This is a genomic window from Pseudomonas sp. Irchel 3E20, assembly GCF_900187645.1.
GTDB lineage: Bacteria > Pseudomonadota > Gammaproteobacteria > Pseudomonadales > Pseudomonadaceae > Aquipseudomonas.
This window is the reverse complement of sequence record NZ_FYEE01000013.1, coordinates 71133-95302: the sequence shown is the minus strand read 5'-3', so window position 1 is coordinate 95302 and position 24170 is coordinate 71133. Positions and strand designations below refer to the sequence as shown.

Sequence of the window (24170 nt, the reverse complement as noted above, 5' to 3'; positions counted from 1 at the left end):
CCACAAAAATGAGCTTCGGCGCCGATGAAGAGATCCTTCAGGATTTCCTGGTTGAGGCCGGCGAGATTCTTGAGTTGCTGTCCGAACAACTGGTCGAGCTGGAAAGCCGACCGGATGATGCGGACTTGCTCAATGCAATTTTTCGCGGTTTTCACACTGTAAAAGGGGGCGCCGGCTTCCTCCAGCTCAATGAGCTGGTGGAGTGCTGTCACATCGCCGAGAACGTGTTCGACATCCTGCGCAAGGGTGAACGGCGCGTCGACTCGGAACTGATGGACGTGGTTCTCGAAGCCCTGGACGCGGTCAACGGCATGTTCAGCCAAGTGCGTGAGCGCTCTGCGATCACCGCTGCTACGCCGGAACTGCTGGCAGCCCTGGCACGCCTGGCGCTGCCAGCCACCGACCAGCCTGCGCCTGCGGCTGAACCGGCCCCGGCCCCGGCTGCGGCCGAGCCTGAAAGCGCCGGCGGCGACATTACCGACAACGAATTCGAGCAACTGCTGGACTCGCTCAATGCGGTCAAGGCCCAGGCCGAAGCGCCGGCGCCCGCCGCCGTGGCGGCGGGTGGCAGCGATGACATTACCGATGCCGAGTTCGAGTCCCTGCTTGACCAACTGCATGGCAAGGGCCAGTTCGCCGTGGACGCCGTGGCGCCCGCCGCCGAACCTGCCGCCGCTGCACCAGCGGCGGCCAGCACCGACATCACCGACGACGAGTTCGAAGCACTGCTCGACCAGTTGCATGGCAAGGGCAACTTTGCCGTCGATGCCCTGGAAAGTGCTATCGCCGACGCCAAACCTGCGCCTGCGGCGACGGCCGCTGCGGTGGGCGGCGATCTGATTTCCGATCACGAATTCGAATCCCTGCTCGACGAGCTGCACGGCAAAGGCAAGTTCAGCGCCGAGACCCCAGCGGTTGCGGCGGCTGTCGCGGCCCCCGTGGCCAAGGCCGCCCCGGCGCCCGCACCTGCAGCAGCAGCGGCGCCAGCCCCAGCCCCGGCGGCCAGGGCTGCAGCCCCCGCGCCGGCCCGTGCCGCCGCTGCCGCGCCGGCGGAAAAACAGGCCAGCGAAGCGGAAACCACGGTGCGCGTCGATACCGCGCGCCTGGACGAAATCATGAACATGGTGGGCGAACTGGTGTTGGTGCGTAACCGCCTGGTGCGCCTGGGCCTGAACAGCGGCGACGAAGCCATGTCCAAGGCCGTTTCCAACCTGGACGTGGTGACCGCCGACCTGCAGACCGCGGTGATGAAAACCCGCATGCAGCCGATCAAGAAGGTCTTCGGGCGCTTCCCGCGCCTGGTTCGTGACCTGGCGCGCCAGCTCAAGAAAGAGATCAGCCTGGAGCTGGTGGGCGAAGAAACCGACCTGGACAAAAACCTCGTCGAAGCCCTGGCCGACCCGCTGGTCCACTTGGTGCGCAACGCGGTCGACCACGGTATCGAGTCGCCCCAGGAGCGCGAAGAGTCGGGCAAGGCACGCCTGGGCCGGGTGATCCTGGCCGCCGAACAGGAAGGCGACCATATCCTGCTGTCGATTTCCGATGACGGCAAAGGCATGGACGCGAACATCCTGCGGGGCATCGCGGTCAAGCGGGGGGTGATGGACAAGGACGCAGCCGATCGCCTGAGCGATACCGAGTGCTACAACCTGATCTTCGCTCCGGGCTTCTCGACCAAGACCGAGATTTCCGACGTGTCGGGCCGTGGCGTGGGCATGGATGTGGTGAAAACCAAGATTTCCCAGCTCAACGGCTCCATCAACATCTACTCGACCAAGGGCCAGGGCTCGAAGATCGTCATCAAGGTGCCGTTGACCCTGGCGATCATGCCGACCCTGATGGTCATGCTGGGCAACCAGGCATTCGCCTTCCCTCTGGTCAACGTCAACGAGATCTTCCACCTGGACCTGTCGCGCACCAACGTGGTCGATGGCCAGGAAGTGGTGATCGTGCGCGACAAGGCGTTGCCGCTGTTCTACCTCAAGCGCTGGTTGGTGGCGTCCGCCGCCCATGAAGAGCAGCGCGAGGGCCACGTGGTGATCCTGTCGGTGGGCACCCAGCGCATCGGCTTTGTGGTCGATCAATTGGTGGGCCAGGAAGAAGTGGTCATCAAGCCTTTGGGCAAGATGCTCCAGGGCACCCCGGGCATGTCCGGCGCCACCATTACCGGTGACGGCCGCATCGCCCTGATTCTCGATGTTCCGAGCATGCTCAAGCGTTACGCCGCACGGCGTATTTGATTCTGGTGGGGCCGGGCGATTGCCTCGCCCCGCCTAACGGAGTGTTTATGGTAGTCAAGGTCCTGGTGGTGGATGATTCGGGTTTCTTCCGCCGCCGCGTCTCGGAAATTCTTTCAGCGGATTCCAATATCCAGGTCGTCGGCACGGCGACCAACGGCAAAGAGGCGATCGATCAGGCGCTGGCCCTCAAGCCAGACGTCATCACCATGGACTACGAGATGCCGATGATGGATGGCATCACCGCAGTGCGGCACATCATGCAGCGCTGCCCTACACCGGTCTTGATGTTTTCCTCGCTGACCCACGAAGGCGCCCGGGTGACCCTGGATGCGCTGGATGCCGGCGCGGTGGACTTCCTGCCCAAAAATTTCGAAGACATCTCGCGCAACCCCGAGAAGGTCAAGCAGATGCTGTGCGAGAAGGTCCATACCATCTCGCGCAGTAACCGCCGTTTTAGCGCTTACAGCGCACCCGCGCCCCAGCCAGTTGCCGCTGCGGCCCCCGCGCCCAGCAGCTACGGCGCCAGCGCGCCCGTGCGCAGCGCCCCGGCACCCGTGCCGGCCCGTGTTGCGCCGGCCGCCGCGCCGAGTTCGCCGGCGCCCAAGCGCAAAGCCTACAAGTTGGTGGCCATTGGTACCTCCACCGGCGGGCCGGTTGCCTTGCAGCGGGTGTTGACCCAACTGCCGGGCAACTTCCCGGCGCCCATCGTGCTGATCCAGCACATGCCGGCGGCCTTCACCAAGGCTTTCGCCGAGCGCCTGGACAAGCTGTGCCGCATCAGCGTCAAGGAAGCCGAGGATGGCGACATCCTGCGTCCGGGCCTGGCGCTGCTGGCCCCGGGCGGCAAGCAGATGATGGTCGATGGCCGTGGCACGGTGAAAATCCTGCCGGGTGACGAGCGCTTGAACTACAAGCCGTGCGTGGATATCACCTTTGGTTCGGCGGCCAAGTCCTACGGCGACAAAGTTCTGGCGGTGGTGCTCACCGGCATGGGCGCGGACGGCCGCGAAGGCGCGCGCCTGCTCAAGCAGGGCGGCAGTTCGGTCTGGGCCCAGGACGAGGCCAGTTGTGTGATCTACGGCATGCCGATGGCCATCGTCAAAGCGGACCTGGCTGACGCGGTGTATGGCCTGGACGACATCGGCAGGCATCTGGTCGAGGCGTGTATCTGATGGATGTACTGAGCCTAATCGGGATCATCATGGCGTTTATCGCCATCATCGGTGGCAACTACCTCGAAGGTGGCCACCTGAGTGCGTTGGCCAACGGCCCGGCGGCGCTGATCGTGCTGGGCGGGACCATTGGCGCGGCGTTGCTGCAATCGCCCATGAGCGCGTTCAAGCGCGCCATGCAGATTGTCGGCTGGATCCTCTTTCCGCCGCGGGTTGACCTGGCCGGCGGCATCGACCGTGTCGTCAACTGGAGCCTGACCGCGCGCAAGGAAGGTTTGCTGGGGCTTGAAGGGGTGGCCGACGCCGAACCCGATGACTACTCGCGCAAAGGCCTGCAACTGCTGGTCGACGGCGCCGAGCCAGAGGCCATCCGCAGCATTTTGGAAGTGGATTTCTACACCCAGGAAAGCCGCGACATCGAAGCGGCGCGGTTCTTTGAAAGCATGGGCGGCTACGCGCCGACCATCGGCATCATCGGCGCGGTGATGGGCCTGATCCACGTGATGGGCAACCTGGCCGACCCGACCCAACTGGGCAGCGGTATTGCCGTGGCCTTCGTCGCCACCATCTACGGCGTGGCCAGTGCCAACCTGGTGCTACTGCCGATCGCCAGCAAGCTCAAGTCGATAGCCCTGCGCCAGTCCCGTTACCGGGAAATGCTGCTCGAAGGCATCCTCTCGATTGCCGAGGGCGAGAACCCGCGCTCCATTGAGCTGAAGCTGCAAGGCTTCATGGACTGATGGGGGGAATGCACCGTGAGCCGTCGTCGCCGCCAACCTGAAGAACACGTCAACCACGAACGCTGGCTGGTGTCCTACGCGGACTTCATCACCTTGCTGTTCGCGTTTTTCGTGGTGATGTACTCCATTTCGTCGATCAACGAAGGCAAGTACAAGGTCATTTCCGAAGCGCTGGTGGGGGTGTTCACCGACTCGGACCGTGCCCTGCGGCCGATCCAGATCGGCGACGAACGGGCCAAGACCGTGACCCCGGCCCAGCCCCTGGTCAAAGACAGCGACCAGCTCGACGCCGGCATCGGCCAGGGCAGCAACGATCCGCTCAAGTCCATTGCCGATGACATCAGCGCCGCGTTTGGCGACCTGATTAGTAGCAACCAGATGACGGTGCGCGGCAACGAGTTGTGGGTAGAAATCGAATTGAGTTCCAGCCTGTTGTTCGGCAGCGGCGACGCCATGCCCAGCGATGTGGCGTTCACCATCATCGACAAGGTGGCGGCCATCCTCAAACCCTTCGATAACCCGATCCACGTCGAAGGCTTCACCGATGACCAGCCGATCCACACCGCGCTCTATCCCTCCAACTGGGAACTGTCCTCGGCCCGCTCGTCGAGCATCGTGCGCATGCTCGCCATGCAGGGTGTAAACCCCGGGCGCATGGCGTCGGTGGGCTATGGCGAGTTCCAGCCCGTGGCCAACAACGCCACCGCCGAAGGCCGCGCCCGCAACCGCCGCGCGGTGCTGGTGGTGTCGCGCAACCTGGATGTACGCCGCAGCCTGACCGGCACCGGAACCGCCAAGGCGCAACCGGACGCCGCGCTCAAGCGTGCTGGCACACAAACTGCACCGCCGCCTGTTAAGTCGCCGGGACGCGAGAGCGCCGTCAATTCTCCGTCACCCGCCCTATAAATGCGCTATGTCTCGGTTGAGCCTATTCGACCGGGAGGAACCATCTGAATGAGAGTCTGGGCAGTCGCCAATCAAAAGGGTGGTGTTGGTAAAACCACCAGTTCCATCGCCTTGGCCGGGTTGCTGGCCGAAGCCGGCAAGCGCGTGGTCGTGGTCGATCTCGACCCCCACGGGTCGATGACCAGTTACTTCGGTTACGACCCCGACCAGTTGGAGCACAGTTGCTACGACCTGTTCCTGCACAAAGGCAGTGTGCCCGACGGCTTGCCGGGGCAGTTGCTGCTGTCCACCAGCGACGAGCGCATCTCGCTGTTGCCCTCCAGCACGGCGCTGGCCACCCTTGAGCGCCAATCGCCGGGGCAGAGCGGCCTGGGCCTGGTGATCGCCAAGAGCCTGGCGCAGCTGTGGCAGGATTTCGATTACGCGATCATCGACAGCCCGCCGTTGCTCGGGGTGCTGATGGTCAACGCCCTGGCGGCAAGCCAGCAACTGGTGATCCCGGTGCAAACCGAACACCTGGCGGTCAAGGGCCTGGAGCGCATGGTCAACACCCTGGCGATGATTAACCGCTCGCGCAAACAAGCGTTGCCGTTCAGCATCGTGCCAACCTTGTTCGACCGCCGCACCCAGGCATCCCTGGGTACATTGCGGGTGTTGCGCGACCTGTACCCCGACGATATCTGGCAAGGCTACATCCCGGTGGACACGCGCCTGCGCGACGCTAGCCGGGCCGGGGTCACGCCTTCGCAATTCGACGGCAAAAGCCGTGGCGTGCTGGCCTACCGGGCGCTGCTCAAGCATTTGCTGGCCCAACAACTTGTGGCGCAGGTGGCGTGAGATGAAGCACGCAGCCGTCCATTCAAGCCCCAGCGCTATCCGGCCGATAACCTTTACATCTATCAGTGACAGGCTTGGCCCATGGGCATACACATGAATCGTCCTGTCGAGCTCAAGACCCGCCCGCAACTGGCGCTGCAATCCTACCTGGACGCGTTGCTGCAAGACGCCACCGAGGAAGAACTGACGCCGGCGGCCGTGGTGCTGGAAACCGTCGTCGAGGTCGAGGCCGCTCTGGATGAGTTCCAGGCCGCCGTGCTCGAAGAACAGGCCCGCGACGCCGAAAAGGCCCGCGCGCCAGCCGTTGCGGCGCCGGTGGCCGTGGCCGTACGGGAAGCGCCCGCGCCGGTGTTGGCCTCGGTATCGCCGGTGGCGCCGCTGTTGCAGAACCTGGTGGTGCCGGTGGCCGAAGTGCACCTGCCGCCCAGCCAGACCCCGCCGCCGACGGAAGGCGACGGGCGCCCGGCGTGGGCCGCCGAGCCGTTCGAGTGCCTGCTGTTTGACGTGGCCGGGCTGACCCTGGCGGTGCCGTTGGTGTGCCTGGGTTCGATCTACTCCCTGGCCGGGCAAGAGCTGACACCGCTGTTCGGCCAGCCGGAATGGTTCCTCGGCATCCTGCCCAGCCAGGCCGGCAATCTGAAGGTGCTGGACACCGCGCGCTGGGTGATGCCTGATCGCTATCGCGACGACTTTCGCCAGGGCCTGCAATACGTGATCTCGGTTCAGGGCTATGAATGGGGGCTGGCGGTGCATCAGGTCAGCCGTTCGCTGCGCTTGAACCCTAATGAAATCAAGTGGCGCACCCACCGTGGCCAACGGCCGTGGCTGGCGGGCACCGTGATCGAACACATGTGCGCGTTGCTCGACGTCGCCGAACTGGCAGAGTTGATCGCCAGCGGCGGGGCTAGGCACATGCAGGTCGTCAAATCGAAATAACCGACAAACAATAGGCCGCGCCCCGGTGCGGCCGCACAGAACACACACCGTTACCAACGGTTTTTTAAGGGGTCAGGGGTATGAATAAGTCGTCGTCTCTACAGAGTTCCGAAGATCCGATCCTGCAATGGGTGACCTTCAAGCTGGACAACGAAACGTACGGCATCAACGTGATGCGCGTGCAAGAAGTGCTGCGTTACACCGAGATCGCCCCGGTGCCGGGCGCGCCCAGCTATGTGCTGGGCATCATCAACCTGCGCGGTAACGTGGTCACGGTAATCGACACCCGCCAGCGCTTTGGCCTGATGAACGCCGAGATCAGCGACAACACGCGCATCGTGATTATCGAAGCCGACAAGCAAGTGGTCGGGATCATGGTCGATAGCGTGGCTGAAGTGGTTTACCTGCGGCAGTCGGAAATCGAGACCGCACCCAATGTCGGTAACGAAGAGTCGGCCAAGTTCATTCAGGGCGTGTGCAACAAGAACAACGAACTGCTGATCCTGGTTGAGCTGGACAAAATGATGAGCGAAGAAGAATGGTCGGAACTGGAGAACATCTGATTGATTCTTGAGGTGGCTGTGATTGTCCTGTTCCTCTTTTGGGCAGGCACGCTGGCGATGTTTGTGGCGTACATCCGCAGCCAGCGTGGCATCGCCGCGCAACAGGCCCAGGGCGATGCGCTGCGCGACCAGCGCATCAAGGAGTTGGCCAAGCGTGTCGACGACTATCAGAACGGTAGTGTGCGCATGGGCGAGGCACTGCACGAGTTGCGGGCGGTAGTGGCACCGCTGCCCGACAAGCTGACCCAACTGGAGCAGCGCGACCCGTCCAGCCTGTCTTTTGCCCAGGCCGCGCGCCTGGTGGGCATGGGCGCCAGCGTCGATGAACTCACCCAGTCCTGCGGTTTGACCCAGGCCGAGGCCGAGCTGATGAGCAAATTGCACAAAAGCTGATGCCTGCTGTAGCAAGCGTCAGTAGTCCTCGCCTCGGGCTGTCACGTCCCGCTCCACGGGCGGGGCGTCGGGGTCGTAGCCGGCCGGGAACTTGCCTTTGAGGGCCCAGGCGAAGGCGATGATCTCGGCGATGGTGCGGTACAGCTCCTCCGGGATGCTGTCGCCTAACTCCATGCGGGCGAGCAATTTCACCAATTCGGCGTTTTCATAGATCGGCACGTTGCAGTCTTGGGCGAGCTTGATGATGGCTTCGGCCAAGGCGTCGTCGCCCTTGGCGGTCAGGGTCGGGGCTTGCTGGCCGTCGTACTTGAGGGCGATGGCCTGGCGCGGTTCAGTGGGATGGCTCATGCGGTTTCATCGACCCAGCGTTGTTCGAGACGGGTTTGCGCGCCTTGGGGCGGCACACCGAGGTGGCAATCCAGATCGCCGACGTTAAGCCCCGATGCCAGCAGTTTCTCCCGCAAACCGCCCAAGTGGCTTTCAATCAGCTGCGCTGTGTAGGGCCGCTCGGCCCACAACTGGCTGGACAAACGGCCCTGGCTCAACTGCGCCTGCACTTGCAGCGGGCCTAGAGGCTCCATGTCGAAAGCCAGGTCCACCCGCCACAACAGTTGCTTGGGCTCGGCTTCGCGGCGGTGCTCGTCGGGGGCTTTTTCCGGGGTGTCTTCGCGCTGGAACTTGACCTGTAGCGGCACGATGTCTTGCAAGGTGCGCATGGGGATTTCCAGTTGCCAGGTGCTGAGCACGGTGCCGTCGGGAAGGGTGCGGCTCTGTTCCAGGCTGGCCAGTTGATGGCTTTGCAGGCGCGAGACGGCGGCGGCGGCCAGGCGCAGCAGTTGTTCCAGGTCTTCCTCGCCTTCACCGCCACCGAGCAGCCGCGACGGCAGCGGGAAGCCGCTGGGCTGGGGCTTGGCGCTGACCTGGCCGAGGGTGCCTAGGGCCCCGCGGATCATGCTCGGCAAGGCCAGGGCCAGGGTGTTGCCAGCAATGATCGCGTTGAAATTGGTGCTGGCCGGCAGTTGCGGCAGGGCCTGGCCGATCAGGCGCAGCAGGTTGGCCTTGAGGTCGGGGGCCAGGCCCGGGGTTTGCCCGCCCAGCAGCTTGGCTTCCAGGAACACGCCGCTGTTGGCCAGGGCCAGGGCCAGGCCTTTGGGGCTGCTCAGTTGCTGGATGTCGGGCAGGCCGGCCAGCAGGGTTTGCGCGGCGCTGCGCAGTTCGGCCGAAGCGGTGGCGGTGGCGGGCAGGTTCTTCAGTGCCGTGAGCACACCTTCAAGGGACGCCTGGCGGCTGAATTGGGTTTGCAACTGCTGGGCCACGGCCATTTGTTCCTGGCGCCCGGCGGTGGGCACGAAGCTCAGCGTCTGGCTGCCCTGGACCAGTGCGCTGAGCAAGCTGCCGATGCGTAGCGGCTGCGGGCTGTCGATGCTCAGGGTGCTGCCGCTCAGGGCACTGTTGAGCAGGCTGACCATGGAGCGGAACACCGCCGGTTGCCCCGCTGCCTGGGGCAGTGCTTGGGTGGTCAGCACCTTGCCTTGCAGCAGGGTGCCCACCGGCAGTTGGGCGGTGTCGAGGCGGGTGAGGGTGGCAACGTTGGCCGCTTGCACCTGTTGCACGGTGATGGCCAGGTTGCCCGCCGACGGCTGGCTTACCGCCAGGCGGGTGCCTTGGGGTAACGGCTGGGTGCTGGTGGCTTGTACGGTGGTTTGGCGGCCGCCGTCGAGGGTGACCTTGAGCAGCAACTGGAAGTTCTGGTCGGTCGGCTTGAGGGACAGCACCTCGGCCTTGGCGGTCTGCCCGGGGGCAATCAGCCCTTCGAGCGGCTGCAACAGCTTGAGCAATTCGCCACTTATCAGCGCCGGCCGGGGGGTGGCCGGGGCGGGTGCGGGCAGCGGGAGGATGTTCATGTCGCCTGTCATCGGGTCGCAACCTGTGGAAATAGCCCTCTTTAGTGTAGGGCGCTGCATGTATAATGCCGGCCGTCTTGGAGGGCATGGCGAAAACATCGCAAAACTTTGACGCAGCTCTCTAGAACAGCCCGCCGTTGCATTTATCCTGTAGCACTTTAACGGCCGCTCCCCTGCCGACTTGAACCGTAAAGGCCCGTGATCTCTTGACCAGCCCTTTCCTTGAAGCCGTAGCGCTCGCCTGTGAGCGCGACTTGCGGATGTTGTTCGAACAGCTCGAACTGCGTCTGGCCAGCGGCGATATGTTGCAGATCAGCGGCCCCAACGGCAGCGGCAAGACCAGCCTGCTGCGCCTGCTGGCCGGGTTGATGCAGCCTACCGCCGGGCAGATCCTGCTCAACGGCCAGCCCCTCAATGCCCAGCGCACGGAACTGGCGCAGAACCTGTTGTGGATCGGCCACGCCGCCGGCATCAAGGACTTGCTCAGCGCCGAAGAAAACCTCAGTTGGCTCTGTGCCCTGCACCAACCGGTTGGCCGCGAGGCGATCTGGCAGGCGTTGGCGGCGGTGGGCCTGCGTGGGTTCGAGGATGTGCCGTGCCACACCCTGTCCGCCGGGCAGAAGCGCCGCGTGGCTCTGGCGCGGCTGTACCTGGACGGCCCGCCGTTGTGGATTCTCGACGAACCCTTCACCGCCCTCGACAAGCAAGGCGTGGCCCAGCTCGAAGAACACCTGGCCGGCCATTGCGAGCAGGGTGGCATGGTTATCCTCACCACCCACCACACGCTCAGCCGCATGCCCCGGGGTTACCGCGACCTCGACCTGGGCGTTTACCTGGGAGGTCGGCCATGAGTGTCTTTGGCCTGTTGTTGGCCCGTGAAGCGCAGTTGCTGTTCCGTCGCCCGGCGGACCTGGCCAACCCCCTGGTGTTTTTCGCCATTGTGGTGGCGCTGTTCCCATTGGCGGTCGGCCCCGAGACTCAATTGTTGCAAACCTTGTCTCCGGGGCTGGTCTGGGTAGCGGCCCTTTTGTCCGTCCTGCTCTCGCTGGACGGGCTTTTTCGCAGTGATTTCGAGGATGGTTCCCTTGAACAGTGGGTCCTTTCGTCGCACCCCCTACCTCTTCTGGTTTTAGCCAAGGTACTGGCACACTGGGCGTTTTCCGGGTTGGCACTGGTTTTGCTCGCGCCCTTGCTGGCCTTGATGCTCGGTTTACCGACCGCGTGCCTGCCGGTCCTGTTGTTGTCGTTGCTGCTGGGCACCCCGGTGCTGAGCCTGCTCGGCGCGGTGGGGGCGGCGCTGACGGTGGGTTTGAAGCGCGGCGGCTTGCTGCTGGCGCTGTTGATCCTGCCGTTGTACATCCCGGTGTTGATCCTGGGCAGCGGCGCCTTGCAGGCGGCGTTGCAAGGCATGCCGGCCACGGGTTACCTGCTGTGGCTTGGCAGCCTGACCGCCCTGGCGGTAACCCTGACACCCTTTGCAATAGCCGCTGGCCTGAAGATCAGTGTCGGCGAATAATGAGGTCTGGTCAGTTTTTGACCAGTAAAGACCCTGGCTCCTCGCTCTGACGAAGAGCACCCGTGATGGAAACAGTAATGAACTGGACTTGGTTTCATAAGCTCGGCTCGCCCAAGTGGTTTTATGGCATCAGCGGCAAAATGCTGCCTTGGCTGAGCGTGGCCGCGGTGCTGCTGATTGGCGCTGGTGCGGTCTGGGGCCTGGCGTTCGCGCCCCAGGACTACCAGCAGGGCAACAGCTTTCGCATCATCTACATCCATGTGCCCGCCGCCTTGCTGGCCCAGTCCTGCTACGTGATGCTCGCCGTGTGCGGCATTGTCGGCCTGGTGTGGAAGATGAAGCTGGCGGACGTGGCCCTGCAAAGCGCCGCGCCCATCGGCGCGTGGATGACCGCCGTGGCGCTGGTCACCGGTGCCATCTGGGGCAAGCCGACCTGGGGCTCGTGGTGGGTGTGGGATGCGCGACTAACGTCCATGCTGATTCTGCTGTTTCTGTACTTCGGTCTGATTGCCCTGGGCAACGCCATCAGCAATCGTGACAGCGCGGCCAAGGCCTGCGCGGTGCTGGCGATTGTCGGGGTCATCAACATCCCGATCATCAAGTACTCGGTGGAGTGGTGGAACACCCTGCACCAGGGCGCCACCTTCAGCCTCACCGAAAAACCGGCCATGCCCGTGGAAATGTGGGCGCCGCTGCTGTTGACCGTGCTGGGTTTCTATTGCTTCTTCGGGGCCGTGCTGTTGCTGCGCATGCGCCTGGAAGTGCTCAAGCGCGAAGCCCGCGCCAGTTGGGTCAAGGCCCATGTGCTCGATACCCTGGGGGGCGCGCGATGAACTTTGCATCCTTCGCTGATTTTCTCGCCATGGGCCATCACGGCCTGTATGTCTGGTCGGCCTACGGCATCTGTTTTGCCGTGCTGGCTCTCAACGTCGCGGCGCCGATCCTGGCCCGCAAGCGTTATCTGCAACAAGAGGCGCGTCGTCTGCGCCGGGAGAACGGTAAGTGAATCCGCTGCGTAAAAAGCGTCTGTTGATAATCCTCGCAATCCTGGTGGGCGTTGGCGCTGCCGTCGGCCTGGCCTTGAGCGCCCTGCAACAGAACATCAACCTGTTCTACACCCCGACCCAGATCGCCAATGGCGAAGCGCCGCAGGACACCCGCATCCGCGCCGGCGGCATGGTGCAGGAAGGTTCGCTGCAACGCTCCGGCGACTCGCTGGACGTGCGCTTTGTCGTCACCGACTTCAATAAATCCGTGACCATCACCTACCGCGGCATCCTCCCCGACCTGTTCCGCGAAGGCCAGGGCATCGTCGCCCTGGGCAAGCTCAACGCCCAAGGCGTGGTGGTGGCCGACGAAGTGCTGGCCAAGCACGACGAGAAGTACATGCCCCCGGAAGTCACCAAGGCCCTCAACGACAGCGGCCAGTCGGCACCGGCTCCCGCGAAGAAGGAGGGTTAACCCATGACCCCGTCACTCTACATCCCTGAGCTGGGCCATTTGGCGATGATCCTGGCCCTGTGTTTTTCCATCGTCCAGGCCATCGTGCCGCTGCTCGGCGCCTGGCGCGGCGACCGCATGTGGATGGGCCTGGCCCAACCGGCGGCGTGGGGCCAGTTCGCGTTCCTGGCGTTCTCGTTTGGCTGCCTGACCTATGCCTTCATGGCCGACGACTTTTCCGTCGCGTATGTCGCCAGTAACTCCAACACCGCATTGCCCTGGTACTACAAGTTCAGCGCCGTGTGGGGCGCCCACGAAGGCTCGCTGCTGCTGTGGGCGTTGATCCTCGGCGGCTGGACTTTCGCGGTCTCGGTGTTCTCCCGGCAGTTGCCGCAGGTGATGCTGGCTCGGGTGCTGGCAGTGATGGGGATGATTAGCACCGGGTTCCTCAGCTTCCTGATCCTCACCTCCAACCCCTTTGCGCGCATCCTGCCGCAGATCCCCGCCAACGGCCGCGATCTCAACCCACTGTTGCAGGACATCGGCCTGATCGTTCACCCGCCGATGCTGTACATGGGCTACGTGGGCTTTTCCGTGGCCTTCGCCTTCGCCATCGCCGCCTTGCTCGGTGGGCGCCTGGACGCGGCGTGGGCCCGTTGGTCGCGGCCGTGGACGATCGTGGCCTGGGCTTTCCTCGGCGTCGGCATCACCCTGGGTTCGTGGTGGGCCTACTACGAACTCGGCTGGGGCGGCTGGTGGTTCTGGGACCCGGTGGAAAACGCCTCCTTCATGCCATGGCTGGTGGGCACGGCGCTGATCCATTCCCTGGCCGTCACCGAAAAACGTGGTGTGTTCAAGAGCTGGACCGTGTTGCTGGCCATCGCCGCGTTCTCCCTGAGCCTGCTGGGTACCTTCCTGGTGCGCTCCGGCGTGCTGACCTCGGTGCATGCCTTTGCCTCCGACCCGGAGCGGGGCGTGTTCATCCTGATGTTCCTGCTGTTTGTGGTCGGCGGTTCGCTGACCCTGTTCGCCCTGCGCGCGCCCGTGGTCAAGAGCCACGTGGGCTTCAACCTGTGGTCCCGCGAGACGCTGTTGCTGGGCAATAACCTGGTGCTCGTGGTGGCGGCTTCGATGATCCTGCTGGGCACCCTGTACCCGCTGGTGCTCGATGCTTTGACCGGGGCCAAGATGTCCGTCGGTCCGCCGTACTTCAACGCGCTGTTCATCCCGCTGATGGCCCTGCTGATGGTGGTCATGGCCGTGGGTGTGCTGGTGCGTTGGAAAGACACTCCGCTCAAGTGGTTGCTGCGCATGCTCGCCCCGGTGCTGCTGGGCAGCGCCGCGCTGGCGGTGGTGGCGGGCGTGGCTTATGGCGACTTCAACTGGGCCGTGCTGGCCACCTTCATGCTCGCCGCCTGGGTGCTGCTGGCCGGGGTGCGCGATATTGTCGACAAGACCCGCCACAAAGGCCTTATCAAAGGCCTGCCGAGCCTGACCCGCAGCTACTGGGGCATGCAGATCGCCCACATCGGCATCGCCGTGTGCGCCCTAGGCGTGGTGTTGTCGAGCCAGAACAGCGCCGAGCGCGACCTGCGCCTGGAGCCGGGCGAGTCCATGGACCTGGCCGGTTATCACTTCATTTTCGACGGCGCCAAGCACTACGAAGGGCCGAATTTCACCTCCGACAAAGGCACCGTACGCGTGGTGCGCAACGGTAAGGAAATTGCCGTGCTGCACCCGGAAAAACGCCTGTACACCGTGCAGAACTCGGTCATGACCGAGGCCGGCATCGACGCAGGCTTCACTCGCGACATCTACGTCGCCCTCGGTGAACCCCTGGGCGAGGGCGCTTGGGCCGTGCGGGTCCACGTCAAACCATTCGTGCGCTGGATCTGGTTCGGTGGCCTGCTCACCGGCCTGGGCGGTGTATTGGCGGCGCTGGACCGGCGTTATCGGGTCAAGGTCAAAAGCCAGGTGCGCGAAGCCCTGGGCATGACGGGAGCGGCGGCATGAGACGTTGGATGATGGTGCTGCCCCTGGCAGTGTTCCTGGTGGTGGCAGTGTTCCTCTACCGCGGCCTGTACTTGAACCCGGCCGAGCTGCCCTCGGCCATGATCGGCAAGCCGTTCCCGGCGTTCAACCTGCCCAACGTGCAGGGTGACCGCCAATTGACCGAGGCCGACCTCAAGGGCAAGCCGGCGCTGGTCAACGTCTGGGCGACCTGGTGCATTTCCTGCCGGGTCGAGCACCCGGTGCTGAACAAACTGGCCGAACAGGGCGTGGTGATCTACGGCGTCAACTACAAGGACGTCAACGCCGACGCCTTGAAGTGGCTCAAGGAATTCCACAACCCCTACCAACTGGACATCCGCGACGAAGACGGCAACCTGGGCCTGAACCTGGGCGTCTACGGCGCACCGGAAACCTTCTTCATCGACGCCAAGGGCATCATCCGCGACAAGTTCGTGGGGGTGATCGACGAAGTGATCTGGCGTGAGCAACTGGCCGCCAAGTACCAGGCCCTGGTCGATGAGGCCAAGCCATGAAGTCGTGGTTAACCGCCGCCGTGCTGGCCCTGGGCATCGCCAGCGTCGCCCATGCCGCCATCGACACCTACGAGTTCGCCAACGACGGCGAGCGTGAGCGCTTCCACCAGCTGACCAAGGAGTTGCGTTGCCCCAAGTGTCAGAACCAGGACATCGCCGACTCCAACGCGCCGATTGCCGCCGACCTGCGCAAAGAAATTTTCCGCATGCTCGGCGAGGGCAAGGACAACCAGCAGATCATCGACTTCATGGTCGATCGCTACGGTGATTTCGTGCGCTATCGCCCGCCGTTGACCGGCAAGACCGCGCTGCTCTGGTTCGGCCCCGCCGCGTTGCTGCTGGGCGGGCTGGTGATTATCGGCGTGATCGTGCGCCGCCGCCGCGGCGCGGGCCCCGGTGCCCCCGAAACCCTTTCCCCTGATGAGCGCAAGCGCCTCGACCACCTCTTGGATAAAACCACGAATGATTGATTTCTGGCTGGCTGCGGGTCTGCTCCTACTGGTAGCCCTGAGTTTTCTGCTGATCCCGGTTCTACGCGGCCGTCGTGCCCAACGTGAAGAGGATCGTACCGCGCTGAACGTGGCGCTTTACCAAGAGCGCGTGGCTGAACTGCACAGCCAACAAGAGGAAGGCGTGCTCGACGTCGCGCAAATGGCCAGCGGCCGCGCCGAAGCGGCCCGTGAGTTGCTGGCCGACACCGAGGGCGCCGACACGGCGCGGGTGTCGCGCCTGGGCAAGACCGCACCGCTGATCGCCGCCATCCTCGTGCCCGTGCTGGGCCTGGGCCTCTATCTGCATTTCGGTGCCGCCGACAAGGTCGAATTGACCCGCGAGTTCGCCCAGGCGCCGCAGTCCATGGAAGACATGACCCAGCGCCTGGAGCGTGCCGTGGCGGCGCAACCGGATTCGGCCGAAGGCCTGTACTTCCTCGGTCGTACCTACATGGCCCAGGACCGTCCCGCCGACGCGGCGAAGATCTTCGAGCGCACCGTGGCCGTGGCCGGGCGCCAACCGGAACTGCTCGGGCAGTGGGCGCAGGCGCAGTATTTTGCCGACAACAAGAAATGGTCGGACAAGGTGCAAGCCCTGACCGACGAAGCCCTGAAGGCCGACCCTAAGGAAGTCACCAGCCTGGGCCTGTTGGGTATCGCCGCGTTTGAAGCAGAACGCTATCAGGACGCCATCGACTACTGGACGCGCCTGCAAGCCCAACTGCCGGCCGAAGACGCTTCGCGCGCGGCATTGCAGGGCGGTATCGAGCGTGCCACCGAGAAGTTGCAGGCCAACGGCGGCACGGTTGCCAAGGCGCCTGCGGCAGCGGTAGGCGGGGCGTTGCTCAAGGTCCGCGTCGACCTGGCGCCGGCACTCAAGGCCAAGGTGCAACCGGGCGACAGCGTGTTCATCTTCGCCCGTGCCGCTTCCGGCCCTCCGGCGCCCCTGGCGGCCAAACGGGTGACCGTGGCCGACCTGCCGGTTACCGTCGAACTGGGCGACGCGGACGCCATGATGCCGCAATTGAAACTGTCGAACTTCCCTGAAGTCCAACTGGTTGCGCGCGTCTCCCGCGCCGGCCAACCGACTGCCGGCGAATGGATCGGTCGCAGCAAGCCCCTGGCCAGCAGCACCACCGCGCCGCAACACCTGACTATCGACAGCCCGGACCAATAACAGAGAAGCCGCCCATGACCGCCATCGCTCGCCTCACCCTGCTCAGTCTGGTTTTAGGGTTAAGCGCATGTGCGGTCCAGCGGCCCACGCCGGGCCCCTTGCCGCCGATCCCACCCGCCGGCCCCACGACCCAACCGGTGCCCCCGGCCAAAGTCCCCGGCAAACCCGTGACCCCCATCCCGCCTGCCAAACCCGTGCCGCGCACCTCCGCCAGCTTCGCCCCGCCACCGGGCGGCAACAGCCACTGGGACGCCAAACTCGGCGTCTATGCCCTCGACAACCAACCCGGCACCTACTACCGCCAGCGCACCTACTACCGCTGGAACAACGGCTGGAGCCGCGCCATCAGCCCCAACGGCCCATGGGAAGAAACCGACGTCCACGGCGTGCCCTCGGGGTTGGGGCGGTTGCATCCGCAGTAAGTTCAAAACCCCTGTAGCAAGCGGGCTCGCCCGCGCTGGGAGGCGTAGCCGCCCCCAAAGCCGTCGTCCGTATGTTTGAGTGGATGACGATTTTGGGAGCGCTTCGCACTCCAGCGCGGGCGAGCCCGTTTGCTACGTGCCTGTGGCGTTACTGGCCGCTATAGATCTGGTCGAACACGCCACCGTCATTGAAGTGGGTCTTTTGCACGGTGCGCCAGTCGCCGAAGGTTTTTTCCACGGAGAGGAAGTCCACTTTCGGGAAGCGGTCGGTGTACTTGGCCAGCACTTTCGGGTCCCGTGGGCGCAGGTAGTTGTTGGCGGCGATTTCCTGGCCTTCGGGGGACCACAGGTACTTGAGGTACTCCTCGGCAGCGGCGCGGGTGCCTTTTTTGTCGACGACTTTATCGACGACCGACACCGGTGGCTCGGCTTCGGCGGAGACGCTCGGGTAGACGACCTCGAATTGGTCGCGGCCGAATTCGCGGGCGATCATCTCGGCTTCGTTCTCGAAGGTCACCAGGACGTCGCCGATCTGGTTGGTCATGAAGGTGGTGGTGGCCGCGCGGCCGCCGGTGTCCAGCACGGGCGCTTGCTTGAACAGTTTGCCGACGAAGTCCTTGGCCTTGTTTTCGTCGCCGCCGTTTTTCAGCACGTAGCCCCACGCGGACAGGTAGGTGTAGCGGCCGTTACCCGAGGTTTTCGGGTTGGGCACGATCACCTGCACGCCGTCCTTGAGCAGGTCGGGCCAGTCTTTGAGGGCTTTGGGGTTGCCTTTGCGCACGATGAACACGGTGGCCGAGGTGAACGGCGCGCTGTTGTCTGGCAGGCGCGTGACCCAGTTGTCCGGAACCAGTTTGCCGTTGTAGGCCAGGGCGTTGATGTCGGTGGCCATGTTCATGGTGATGACGTCGGCGGGCAGGCCGTCGATCACCGAGCGCGCTTGTTTGCTGGAGCCGCCGAAGGACATTTGCAGGGTGATGTTCTCGTTGTGCTCGGCTTTCCAGTGTTTCTGGAAGGCGGCGTTGTAGTCCTTGTAGAAGTCGCGCATGACGTCATAGGACACGTTGAGCAGGGTAGGGGCGGCCTGGGCGACGCTGCCCAGGGCCAGGCCAGCGGCCAGAAGTGAGGCGCCAAAGAGTTTTTTCACTGCGCATTCCTTGTTGTATTCAGGGTGTTCGAGGTGGGGTAAGGGCCTTTTGCCATCGACTATAGCCGGCGCGGTATATCTCTTTAAAGATTAAAAAGAACTTTGCTTATTCGATTTTCTTAAACAGTGCATTGCCGCAGCGCGAGCAAAATGCGGCGCCGTGTTCGTGGCTGTTCTTTTTGCACACCGGGCAGTCGTGTTGCAGCTGTTCACCGCGCATGGCGTTGGCCAGTTCGGCGGTGAAGATGCCGGTGGGCACGGCGATGATCGAGTAACCGGTAATCATCACCAGGGACGAAATAATCTGGCCCAGGGTGGTCTTGGGCACGATATCGCCAAAGCCCACGGTGGTGAGGGTGACGATGGCCCAGTAGATGCCGGTGGGGATGCTGGTGAAACCGTGCTCGGGGCCTTCGATCACGTACATCAGTGTGCCGAACACGGTCACCAGGGTGCACACACTGAGCAGGAACACGATGATTTTCTGCTTGCTGCCGCGCAGGGCCGAGAGCAGGTAGTTGGCCTGCTTGAGGTAAGGGCTGAGCTTGAGCACGCGAAAGATACGCAGCATGCGGATGATGCGGATTATCAGCAGGTATTGGGCGTCGCTGTAGTACAGCGCGAGGATGCCGGGGACGATGGCCAGCAGGTCCACCAGGCCATAGAAACTGAACGCATAGCGCAGCGGCTTGGGCGAGCAGTACAGGCGCAGGCCGTACTCGATGGCAAAAACCAGGGTGAAGCCCCACTCGATGGCCTGCAACAGCCCGGCGTAGTGCTGGTGGATGCTGTCGATGCTGTCGAGGATCACCACCACCAAGCTGGCCAGGATGATAAGCAGCAAGCTCTGGTCGAAGCGCCGCCCGGCCTGGGTGTCGGTCTGGAAAATCATGACGTAGAGCCGTTCACGCCAGTGCTTGTTGCTGTCCATGGGTTACGCCTGAAACGAAGGTCAACGCAGCCTAGGTGGATTGCCCGGGGTTGCGCAAGGCGCGCAATCGCGGGCGGCCTGTTGCAGCACTCGGGTGGCGGCGCGCACCAGCCAGCAGGCGAGGACGAAAGGCGCCGTCAGGGCGGCCAGGCCGATGGCGGCAAAGCCCGGAGCGAGGACGATCGCCAGGGCAATGCCCAGCAGGGGCAACCAGGGCTGGCGCCGTTGCTGGCTCAGCGCCAGGGCGGCCAGGGCCGGGTTGTAGCTGTACAGGCCCTGCAAGGCCTGGTTGGGGGCGTCGAGCAGCAACCCGGCGCCCAGGCCCAGTGCCGCGCCGAGCAAGGCCCAGGCTGCCGCGTGGCGATTGGCGAGCAACAGCCCCGCGCCGATCAGCACGCCGGCCAAGGGCGCCTCCAGCAGCATGACCTGGCCCAGGCCCTTGAACAGTGCCAGCAACAGGCTCATCCCGTTCGCGGGCAGGGCCGCCAGGGGCGCGGCGGCGGGCAGCTCGGCCGTGCTTAGCAGCAGCCAGCCCAGGGCGATGAACGGCGCCGTGTAGGCGGGCAGGCAAGTGGGGTTGGGCGCGCGTTTGAGCCACTGGCGCACCAGCATCGCACTGAGGCCGCCGCCGGCAATTATCAGCGGCACCAGTAGCACCGACCAGGGCAATACCTGGGGCAGCAGCAGGCCGAGCAGCACGCCGTTGTAGCTATAGAGCCCGGCCTCGCGTTCGGCTTTGGGGTAGCCGCGGCGCTGGGCGGTGAGCAACCCGGCGACGCCGCCCAGTAACGCGCCGCCGAGCAGGGCCGGGGCGCTGCACAGAACTGCCAGCAGGCAGAGCACGCCGCACAGCGCATGGCGTTGCAGGAAAATCTGGCTGAAACCGTGGAGCAGGGCGGTGGCCCAGTCGGGGCAGTGGGTGGAGTTCGGGGTCATGGGGGTTGGGCACAGAGAGGGGGACCGAGGTGGCCTTAATCGCGCGCAGGCTCGCTCGCCCCAGGTCCATACGCACCTTTTGTGGGAGCGAGCCTGCTCGCGATAGGGCCGCTACCGACGCTAGATCAACGTCTCGATACGCAATGAGTTGGTCGACCCGGGGCGCCCGAACGGCACGCCGGCGGTTATCAGCAGGGTGTCGCCGCGCCGGGCCATGCCTTGGGCCTGGGCGATTTCCAGGGCCGTGGAGCACACCTCATCGACCTGGCGCAAACGGTCGTTGACCACCGAATGCACGCCCCAGGCCACGCTCAGGCGTCGGGCCGTGGAGAGGTTGGGCGTGAGGTTGAGGATCGGCAACCCGGGCCGCTCCCGCGCCGCCCGCAGGCTGGATGCGCCGGATTCGCTGTAGTTGACCAGCACTGCCACCGGCAGGATGTTGCTGATGCGCCGGATCGCGCAGCTGATGGCGTCCGAGGTGGTCGCTTCGGCCTTGGGCCGGCTCACGTCCAGTTGGGTCTGGTAGTCCGGGCCGCCTTCGACCTGGCGGATGATCTTGCTCATCATCTGCACCGCTTCGAGGGGGTACTCGCCCGAGGCGGTTTCCGCCGACAGCATCACCGCGTCCGCCCCTTCGGCCACCGCGTTGGCGACATCGGTGACCTCGGCGCGGGTGGGCGCCGGGGAGAAGCGCATGGATTCGAGCATCTGCGTGGCCACCACCACCGGTTTACCCAATTGGCGGCAGGTGCGGATGATGTCCTTCTGGATTTGCGGCACGCTCTCGGCCGGCACTTCCACCCCCAGGTCACCGCGGGCGACCATGATGGCGTCGCTCAATTCGGCGATTTCCCACAGTTGGGCCACGGCCGACGGCTTCTCGATCTTGGCCATCAGGAACGCCTTGTCGCCGATCAACGCGCGGGCTTCGTGGATATCCTGCGGGCGTTGCACGAACGACAGCGCCACCCAGTCCACCCCCAGCTCCAAGCCGAAACTCAGGTCGCGGCGGTCCTTGGCGGTCAGGGGGCTTAAGTCCAGCACCGCTTCGGGTACGTTGACGCCTTTGCGGTCCGACAGTTCGCCGCCATTGAGCACCGTGGTGTCGATGGCGTCGGCGTGTTTGGCGGTCACCCGCAGGCGCAGTTTGCCGTCGTCGAGGAGCAGGTCCATGCCCGGCTCCAGGGCCGCGATGATCTCGGGGTGGGGCAGGTTGACCCGGCGCTGGTCGCCCGGCGTGGGGTCCAGGTCCAGGCGCAGGGCCTGGCCGCGCAGCAGTTGCACCTTGCCGTCGGCGAACCGGCCAACCCGCAGTTTCGGCCCTTGCAGGTCCATCAGGATGCCCAAAGGGTAGTTGAGCTGGCGCTCCACCTCGCGGATCCACTGGTAGCGCTGGGCGTGGTCGGCGTGGTCGCCGTGGCTGAAGTTGAGGCGAAAAATGTTCACCCCGGCCTCCACCAGTTCGCGGATATCGTCGATGCCGTCTGTGGCGGGGCCCAGGGTGGCGAGGATTTTGACCTTCTTGTCAGGCGTCATGGGCGGGGCTCTCAAGGATCAGGATGGCGCGAAAGTCATTGACGTTGGTGCGCGTCGGCTCGGTGACGATCAAGGCGTCCAGCGCCTGGAAGTAGCCGTAGCCATTGTTGTTGTCCAGTTCCGCGCTGGCGCTCAGGCCCAGGGCTTCGGCGCGGGCGTAGCTGGCGGGGGTCATGAGGGCGCCGGCGTTGTCCTCGGAGCCGTCGATGCCGTCGGTGTCGCCGGCCAAGGCGTACACCCCAGGCAGGCCCTTGAGGCTGTCGGTCAGGCTCAGGAGGAACTCGGCGTTGCGCCCGCCCCGGCCATTGCCGCGCACGGTGACGGTGGTTTCGCCGCCCGAGAGGATCACGCAGGGCGCCGCCAACGGCTGGCCGTGGAGCACGATCTGGCGGGCGATGCCGGCGTGGACTTTGGCCACCTCCCGCGACTCGCCCTCCAGGTCACCGAGGATCAGTGGGCTGAACCCGGCCTGGCGCGCCTTGACCGCCGCCGCTTCCAGGGATTGCTGCGGGCGGGCGATCAATTGGAAATGGCTGCGGGCCAGGCTCGGGTCGCCGGGTTTGACCGTCTCCGACGCGGGGTTTTGCAGCCAGGCGCGCACGCTGGCGGGCACCTCGATGCCATAGCGGGCGAGGATCGCCAGGGCCTGCGCCGAGGTGCTCGGGTCGGCCACGGTGGGGCCGGAGGCGATCACGGTGGCCAGGTCGCCCGGCACGTCGGAAATCGCGTAGGTGTACACCGTCGCCGGCCAGCAGGCTTTGCCCAAGCGCCCGCCCTTGATGGCCGAGAGGTGCTTGCGCACGCAGTTCATCTCGCCAATGGTGGCGCCGGACTTGAGCAGGGCTTTGTTGATCGACTGTTTATCGGCCAGGGTAATGCCGGCGGCGGGCAAGGCCAGCAACGCCGAGCCGCCGCCGGAGAGGAGGAAAATCACCCGGTCGTCTTCATTCAGGTGGCTCACCAACTCCAGCACCCGGCGAGCCACCGCCAGGCCCGCGGTGTCGGGCACCGGGTGGGCGGCCTCGACCACTTCGATTTTGCTGCACGGCGCACCGTGGCCGTAGCGGGTGACCACCAGGCCCGAGATTTCGCCCTGCCAGCAGCGCTCGACCTCCTGGGCCATGGCGGCAGCGGCCTTGCCGGCGCCGATGACAATCACCCGCCCGCTACGGTCGGCGGGCAGATGAGCTTGCAGCACCTGGCGGGGATGGGCGGCGTCGATGGCTGTGGCGAACAGCTCACGGAGCAATTGTTGTGGATCGACCGACATGGCGGGCTCCCGGTTTTTTGTGGTTCGGCTTGGAACGCATGGACAGCCCCTGTGGGCGCGAGCCTACTCGCGATAGCGATTCGTCAGGCCCGCCGAAGGTTGACTGTAGCGGCCTCATCGCGAGCAGGCTCGCTCCCATGGGGTGTGTGCTGCTTACTTCTCCCGAATCGAGAAGTTCGCCATGTGCTCCAGGCCCTTGATAAGCGCCGAGTGGTCCCAGTTGGCGCCGCCGAGGGCGTTGCAGGTGCTGAACACTTGCTGGGCGTTGGCGGTGTTGGGCAGGTTGATCCCCAGTTCGCGGGCGCCGGCCAGGGCCAGGTTGAGGTCTTTCTGGTGCAGGCTGATGCGGAAACCCGGGTCGAAGGTGCCCTTAATCATGCGCTCGCCGTGCACTTCGAGGATCTTCGAGGAGGCGAACCCCCCCATCAGCGCTTCACGCACCTTGGCCGGGTCGGCGCCATTTTTGGCGGCGAACAACAGCGCCTCGGCCACGGCTTGGATGTTGAGGGCGACGATGATCTGGTTGGCCACTTTCGCGGTTTGCCCGTCGCCGTTGCCGCCGACCAGGGTGATGTTCTTGCCCATGCTCTGCAACAGCGGCAGGGCGCGGGCGAAGGCCTGGTTGTCGCCGCCGACCATGATGCTCAGGGTCGCGGCCTTGGCCCCAACTTCGCCGCCGGACACCGGGGCGTCCAGGTACTGCGCGCCTTTTTCGTTGATCCGCGCGGCGAAGGCCTTGGTCGCGGTGGGCGAGATGGAACTCATGTCGATGACAACCTTGCCCGGGCCCACGCCTTCGGCGACGCCGTTGGCACTGAACAGCACGTCTTCGACCTGGGGCGTATCGGGCACCATGACGATGATGAATTCAGCTTCCTGGGCCACTTCTTTCGGGTTGGCCAGGGCGATGGCGCCGGCGGCGACCAGGTCGGCCGGGGCTTTGTCGTGGTGCTCGGACAGGAGCAGCGTGTGGCCGGCCTTTTGCAGGTTCTGCGCCATTGGGCGGCCCATGATGCCGGTGCCGATGAATCCGATTTTAGCCATGGAGAAATCCTCTTGTTTTTATA

The 24170-nt window shown here is 64.6% G+C and carries 26 protein-coding genes; 18 read left to right on the top strand and 8 right to left on the bottom strand.

What is annotated here, in order from left to right; all coding sequences use genetic code 11:
• Window positions 1-8 precede the first annotated feature (8 nt).
• From CKW13_RS20890 to CKW13_RS20855, 8 genes are all read left to right on the top strand, one after another.
• Window positions 9-2240, top strand: a complete 2232-nt coding sequence (locus CKW13_RS20890) for a chemotaxis protein CheA (protein WP_095110672.1) — start codon at window positions 9-11, stop codon at window positions 2238-2240.
• A 47-nt stretch (window positions 2241-2287) separates the two neighbouring features.
• A complete protein-coding gene (locus CKW13_RS20885) occupies window positions 2288-3412 on the top strand; it encodes a chemotaxis response regulator protein-glutamate methylesterase (RefSeq protein WP_095110671.1) in 1125 nt (374 codons plus the stop codon).
• Window positions 3412-4152, top strand: a complete 741-nt coding sequence (locus tag CKW13_RS20880; protein ID WP_095110670.1) for a flagellar motor protein — start codon at window positions 3412-3414, stop codon at window positions 4150-4152. Before CKW13_RS20885 ends, CKW13_RS20880 begins: the two co-directional genes overlap by 1 nt.
• 15 nt (window positions 4153-4167) lie before the next feature.
• Window positions 4168-5058 carry a flagellar motor protein MotD gene (motD, locus tag CKW13_RS20875; RefSeq protein ID WP_095110669.1) on the top strand — a complete coding sequence of 297 codons (891 nt, stop codon included), beginning with the start codon at window positions 4168-4170 and terminating at the stop codon, window positions 5056-5058.
• A 48-nt stretch (window positions 5059-5106) separates the two neighbouring features.
• Window positions 5107-5895 carry a ParA family protein gene (locus CKW13_RS20870; RefSeq protein ID WP_095110668.1) on the top strand — a complete coding sequence of 263 codons (789 nt, stop codon included), beginning with the start codon at window positions 5107-5109 and terminating at the stop codon, window positions 5893-5895.
• A 93-nt stretch (window positions 5896-5988) separates the two neighbouring features.
• The gene (locus CKW13_RS20865; protein WP_095110667.1) at window positions 5989-6831 is read left to right on the top strand and encodes a CheW domain-containing protein; all 843 of its coding nucleotides are present in this window, start codon (window positions 5989-5991) and stop codon (window positions 6829-6831) included.
• Window positions 6832-6911: 80 nt separating this feature from the next.
• Window positions 6912-7394 (top strand): chemotaxis protein CheW, encoded by a 483-nt coding sequence (locus CKW13_RS20860; RefSeq protein ID WP_095110666.1) that lies wholly within the window; start codon window positions 6912-6914, stop codon window positions 7392-7394.
• Window positions 7395-7787, top strand: a complete 393-nt coding sequence (locus CKW13_RS20855; protein ID WP_095110665.1) for a DUF2802 domain-containing protein — start codon at window positions 7395-7397, stop codon at window positions 7785-7787. It begins immediately after the preceding gene.
• 18 nt (window positions 7788-7805) lie between these two features.
• Here CKW13_RS20855 and CKW13_RS20850 read toward each other — a convergent pair whose 3' ends face one another.
• Both CKW13_RS20850 and CKW13_RS20845 read right to left on the bottom strand, forming a co-directional pair.
• The gene (locus CKW13_RS20850; RefSeq protein WP_095110664.1) at window positions 7806-8135 is read right to left on the bottom strand and encodes an EscU/YscU/HrcU family type III secretion system export apparatus switch protein; all 330 of its coding nucleotides are present in this window, start codon (window positions 8133-8135) and stop codon (window positions 7806-7808) included.
• Window positions 8132-9703: a flagellar hook-length control protein FliK gene (locus CKW13_RS20845; protein ID WP_095110663.1), complete on the bottom strand. Its 1572-nt coding sequence runs from the start codon at window positions 9701-9703 to the stop codon at window positions 8132-8134. The genes CKW13_RS20850 and CKW13_RS20845 overlap by 4 nt, the downstream gene beginning before the upstream one ends.
• A 194-nt stretch (window positions 9704-9897) precedes the next feature.
• On the opposite strand from CKW13_RS20845, the gene ccmA reads away from it, so the two are divergent.
• From ccmA to CKW13_RS20795, 10 genes are all read left to right on the top strand, one after another.
• Window positions 9898-10542, top strand: a complete 645-nt coding sequence (gene ccmA / locus CKW13_RS20840) for a cytochrome c biogenesis heme-transporting ATPase CcmA (protein ID WP_095110662.1) — start codon at window positions 9898-9900, stop codon at window positions 10540-10542.
• Window positions 10539-11207: a heme exporter protein CcmB gene (ccmB, locus tag CKW13_RS20835; RefSeq protein ID WP_095110661.1), complete on the top strand. Its 669-nt coding sequence runs from the start codon at window positions 10539-10541 to the stop codon at window positions 11205-11207. The genes ccmA and ccmB overlap by 4 nt, the downstream gene beginning before the upstream one ends.
• Window positions 11208-11284: 77 nt before the next feature.
• Window positions 11285-12040, top strand: coding sequence for a heme ABC transporter permease (locus CKW13_RS20830; RefSeq protein ID WP_095110660.1), 756 nt, complete (start codon window positions 11285-11287; stop codon window positions 12038-12040).
• Window positions 12037-12213, top strand: a complete 177-nt coding sequence (ccmD, locus tag CKW13_RS20825) for a heme exporter protein CcmD (protein ID WP_095110659.1) — start codon at window positions 12037-12039, stop codon at window positions 12211-12213. Before CKW13_RS20830 ends, ccmD begins: the two co-directional genes overlap by 4 nt.
• A complete protein-coding gene (ccmE, locus tag CKW13_RS20820) occupies window positions 12210-12668 on the top strand; it encodes a cytochrome c maturation protein CcmE (RefSeq protein WP_095110658.1) in 459 nt (152 codons plus the stop codon). Before ccmD ends, ccmE begins: the two co-directional genes overlap by 4 nt.
• Window positions 12669-12671: 3 nt before the next feature.
• Complete coding sequence (locus tag CKW13_RS20815) at window positions 12672-14660, top strand: heme lyase CcmF/NrfE family subunit (protein ID WP_095110657.1); 1989 nt, start codon at window positions 12672-12674, stop codon at window positions 14658-14660.
• The gene (locus CKW13_RS20810; protein WP_095110656.1) at window positions 14657-15193 is read left to right on the top strand and encodes a DsbE family thiol:disulfide interchange protein; all 537 of its coding nucleotides are present in this window, start codon (window positions 14657-14659) and stop codon (window positions 15191-15193) included. Before CKW13_RS20815 ends, CKW13_RS20810 begins: the two co-directional genes overlap by 4 nt.
• On the top strand, window positions 15190-15663 hold the full coding sequence (locus CKW13_RS20805) for a cytochrome c-type biogenesis protein (protein WP_095110655.1): 474 nt from the start codon (window positions 15190-15192) through the stop codon (window positions 15661-15663). The genes CKW13_RS20810 and CKW13_RS20805 overlap by 4 nt, the downstream gene beginning before the upstream one ends.
• Window positions 15656-16861 carry a c-type cytochrome biogenesis protein CcmI gene (gene ccmI / locus CKW13_RS20800; protein WP_095110654.1) on the top strand — a complete coding sequence of 402 codons (1206 nt, stop codon included), beginning with the start codon at window positions 15656-15658 and terminating at the stop codon, window positions 16859-16861. Before CKW13_RS20805 ends, ccmI begins: the two co-directional genes overlap by 8 nt.
• 14 nt (window positions 16862-16875) lie before the next feature.
• Complete coding sequence (locus CKW13_RS20795) at window positions 16876-17283, top strand: hypothetical protein (RefSeq protein ID WP_095110653.1); 408 nt, start codon at window positions 16876-16878, stop codon at window positions 17281-17283.
• 148 nt (window positions 17284-17431) lie between these two features.
• On the opposite strand, the gene CKW13_RS20790 is transcribed toward CKW13_RS20795, so the two are convergent.
• The 6 genes from CKW13_RS20790 to CKW13_RS20765 form a co-directional block, all read right to left on the bottom strand.
• Complete coding sequence (locus CKW13_RS20790; protein WP_095110652.1) at window positions 17432-18430, bottom strand: sulfate ABC transporter substrate-binding protein; 999 nt, start codon at window positions 18428-18430, stop codon at window positions 17432-17434.
• A 106-nt stretch (window positions 18431-18536) separates the two neighbouring features.
• Entirely contained in the window at window positions 18537-19361 is an 825-nt protein-coding gene (locus tag CKW13_RS20785; protein WP_095110651.1) for an ion transporter, read from the bottom strand.
• A gap of 21 nt (window positions 19362-19382) precedes the next feature.
• The gene (locus CKW13_RS20780) at window positions 19383-20297 is read right to left on the bottom strand and encodes an urea transporter (RefSeq protein ID WP_095110650.1); all 915 of its coding nucleotides are present in this window, start codon (window positions 20295-20297) and stop codon (window positions 19383-19385) included.
• A 120-nt stretch (window positions 20298-20417) separates the two neighbouring features.
• Window positions 20418-21833, bottom strand: a complete 1416-nt coding sequence (gene pyk / locus CKW13_RS20775; protein ID WP_095110649.1) for a pyruvate kinase — start codon at window positions 21831-21833, stop codon at window positions 20418-20420.
• Window positions 21823-23103, bottom strand: a complete 1281-nt coding sequence (locus CKW13_RS20770) for a glycerate kinase (protein WP_095110648.1) — start codon at window positions 23101-23103, stop codon at window positions 21823-21825. The genes pyk and CKW13_RS20770 overlap by 11 nt, the downstream gene beginning before the upstream one ends.
• 153 nt (window positions 23104-23256) lie before the next feature.
• Complete coding sequence (locus CKW13_RS20765; RefSeq protein WP_095110647.1) at window positions 23257-24147, bottom strand: 2-hydroxy-3-oxopropionate reductase; 891 nt, start codon at window positions 24145-24147, stop codon at window positions 23257-23259.
• Window positions 24148-24170: the final 23 nt, after the last annotated feature.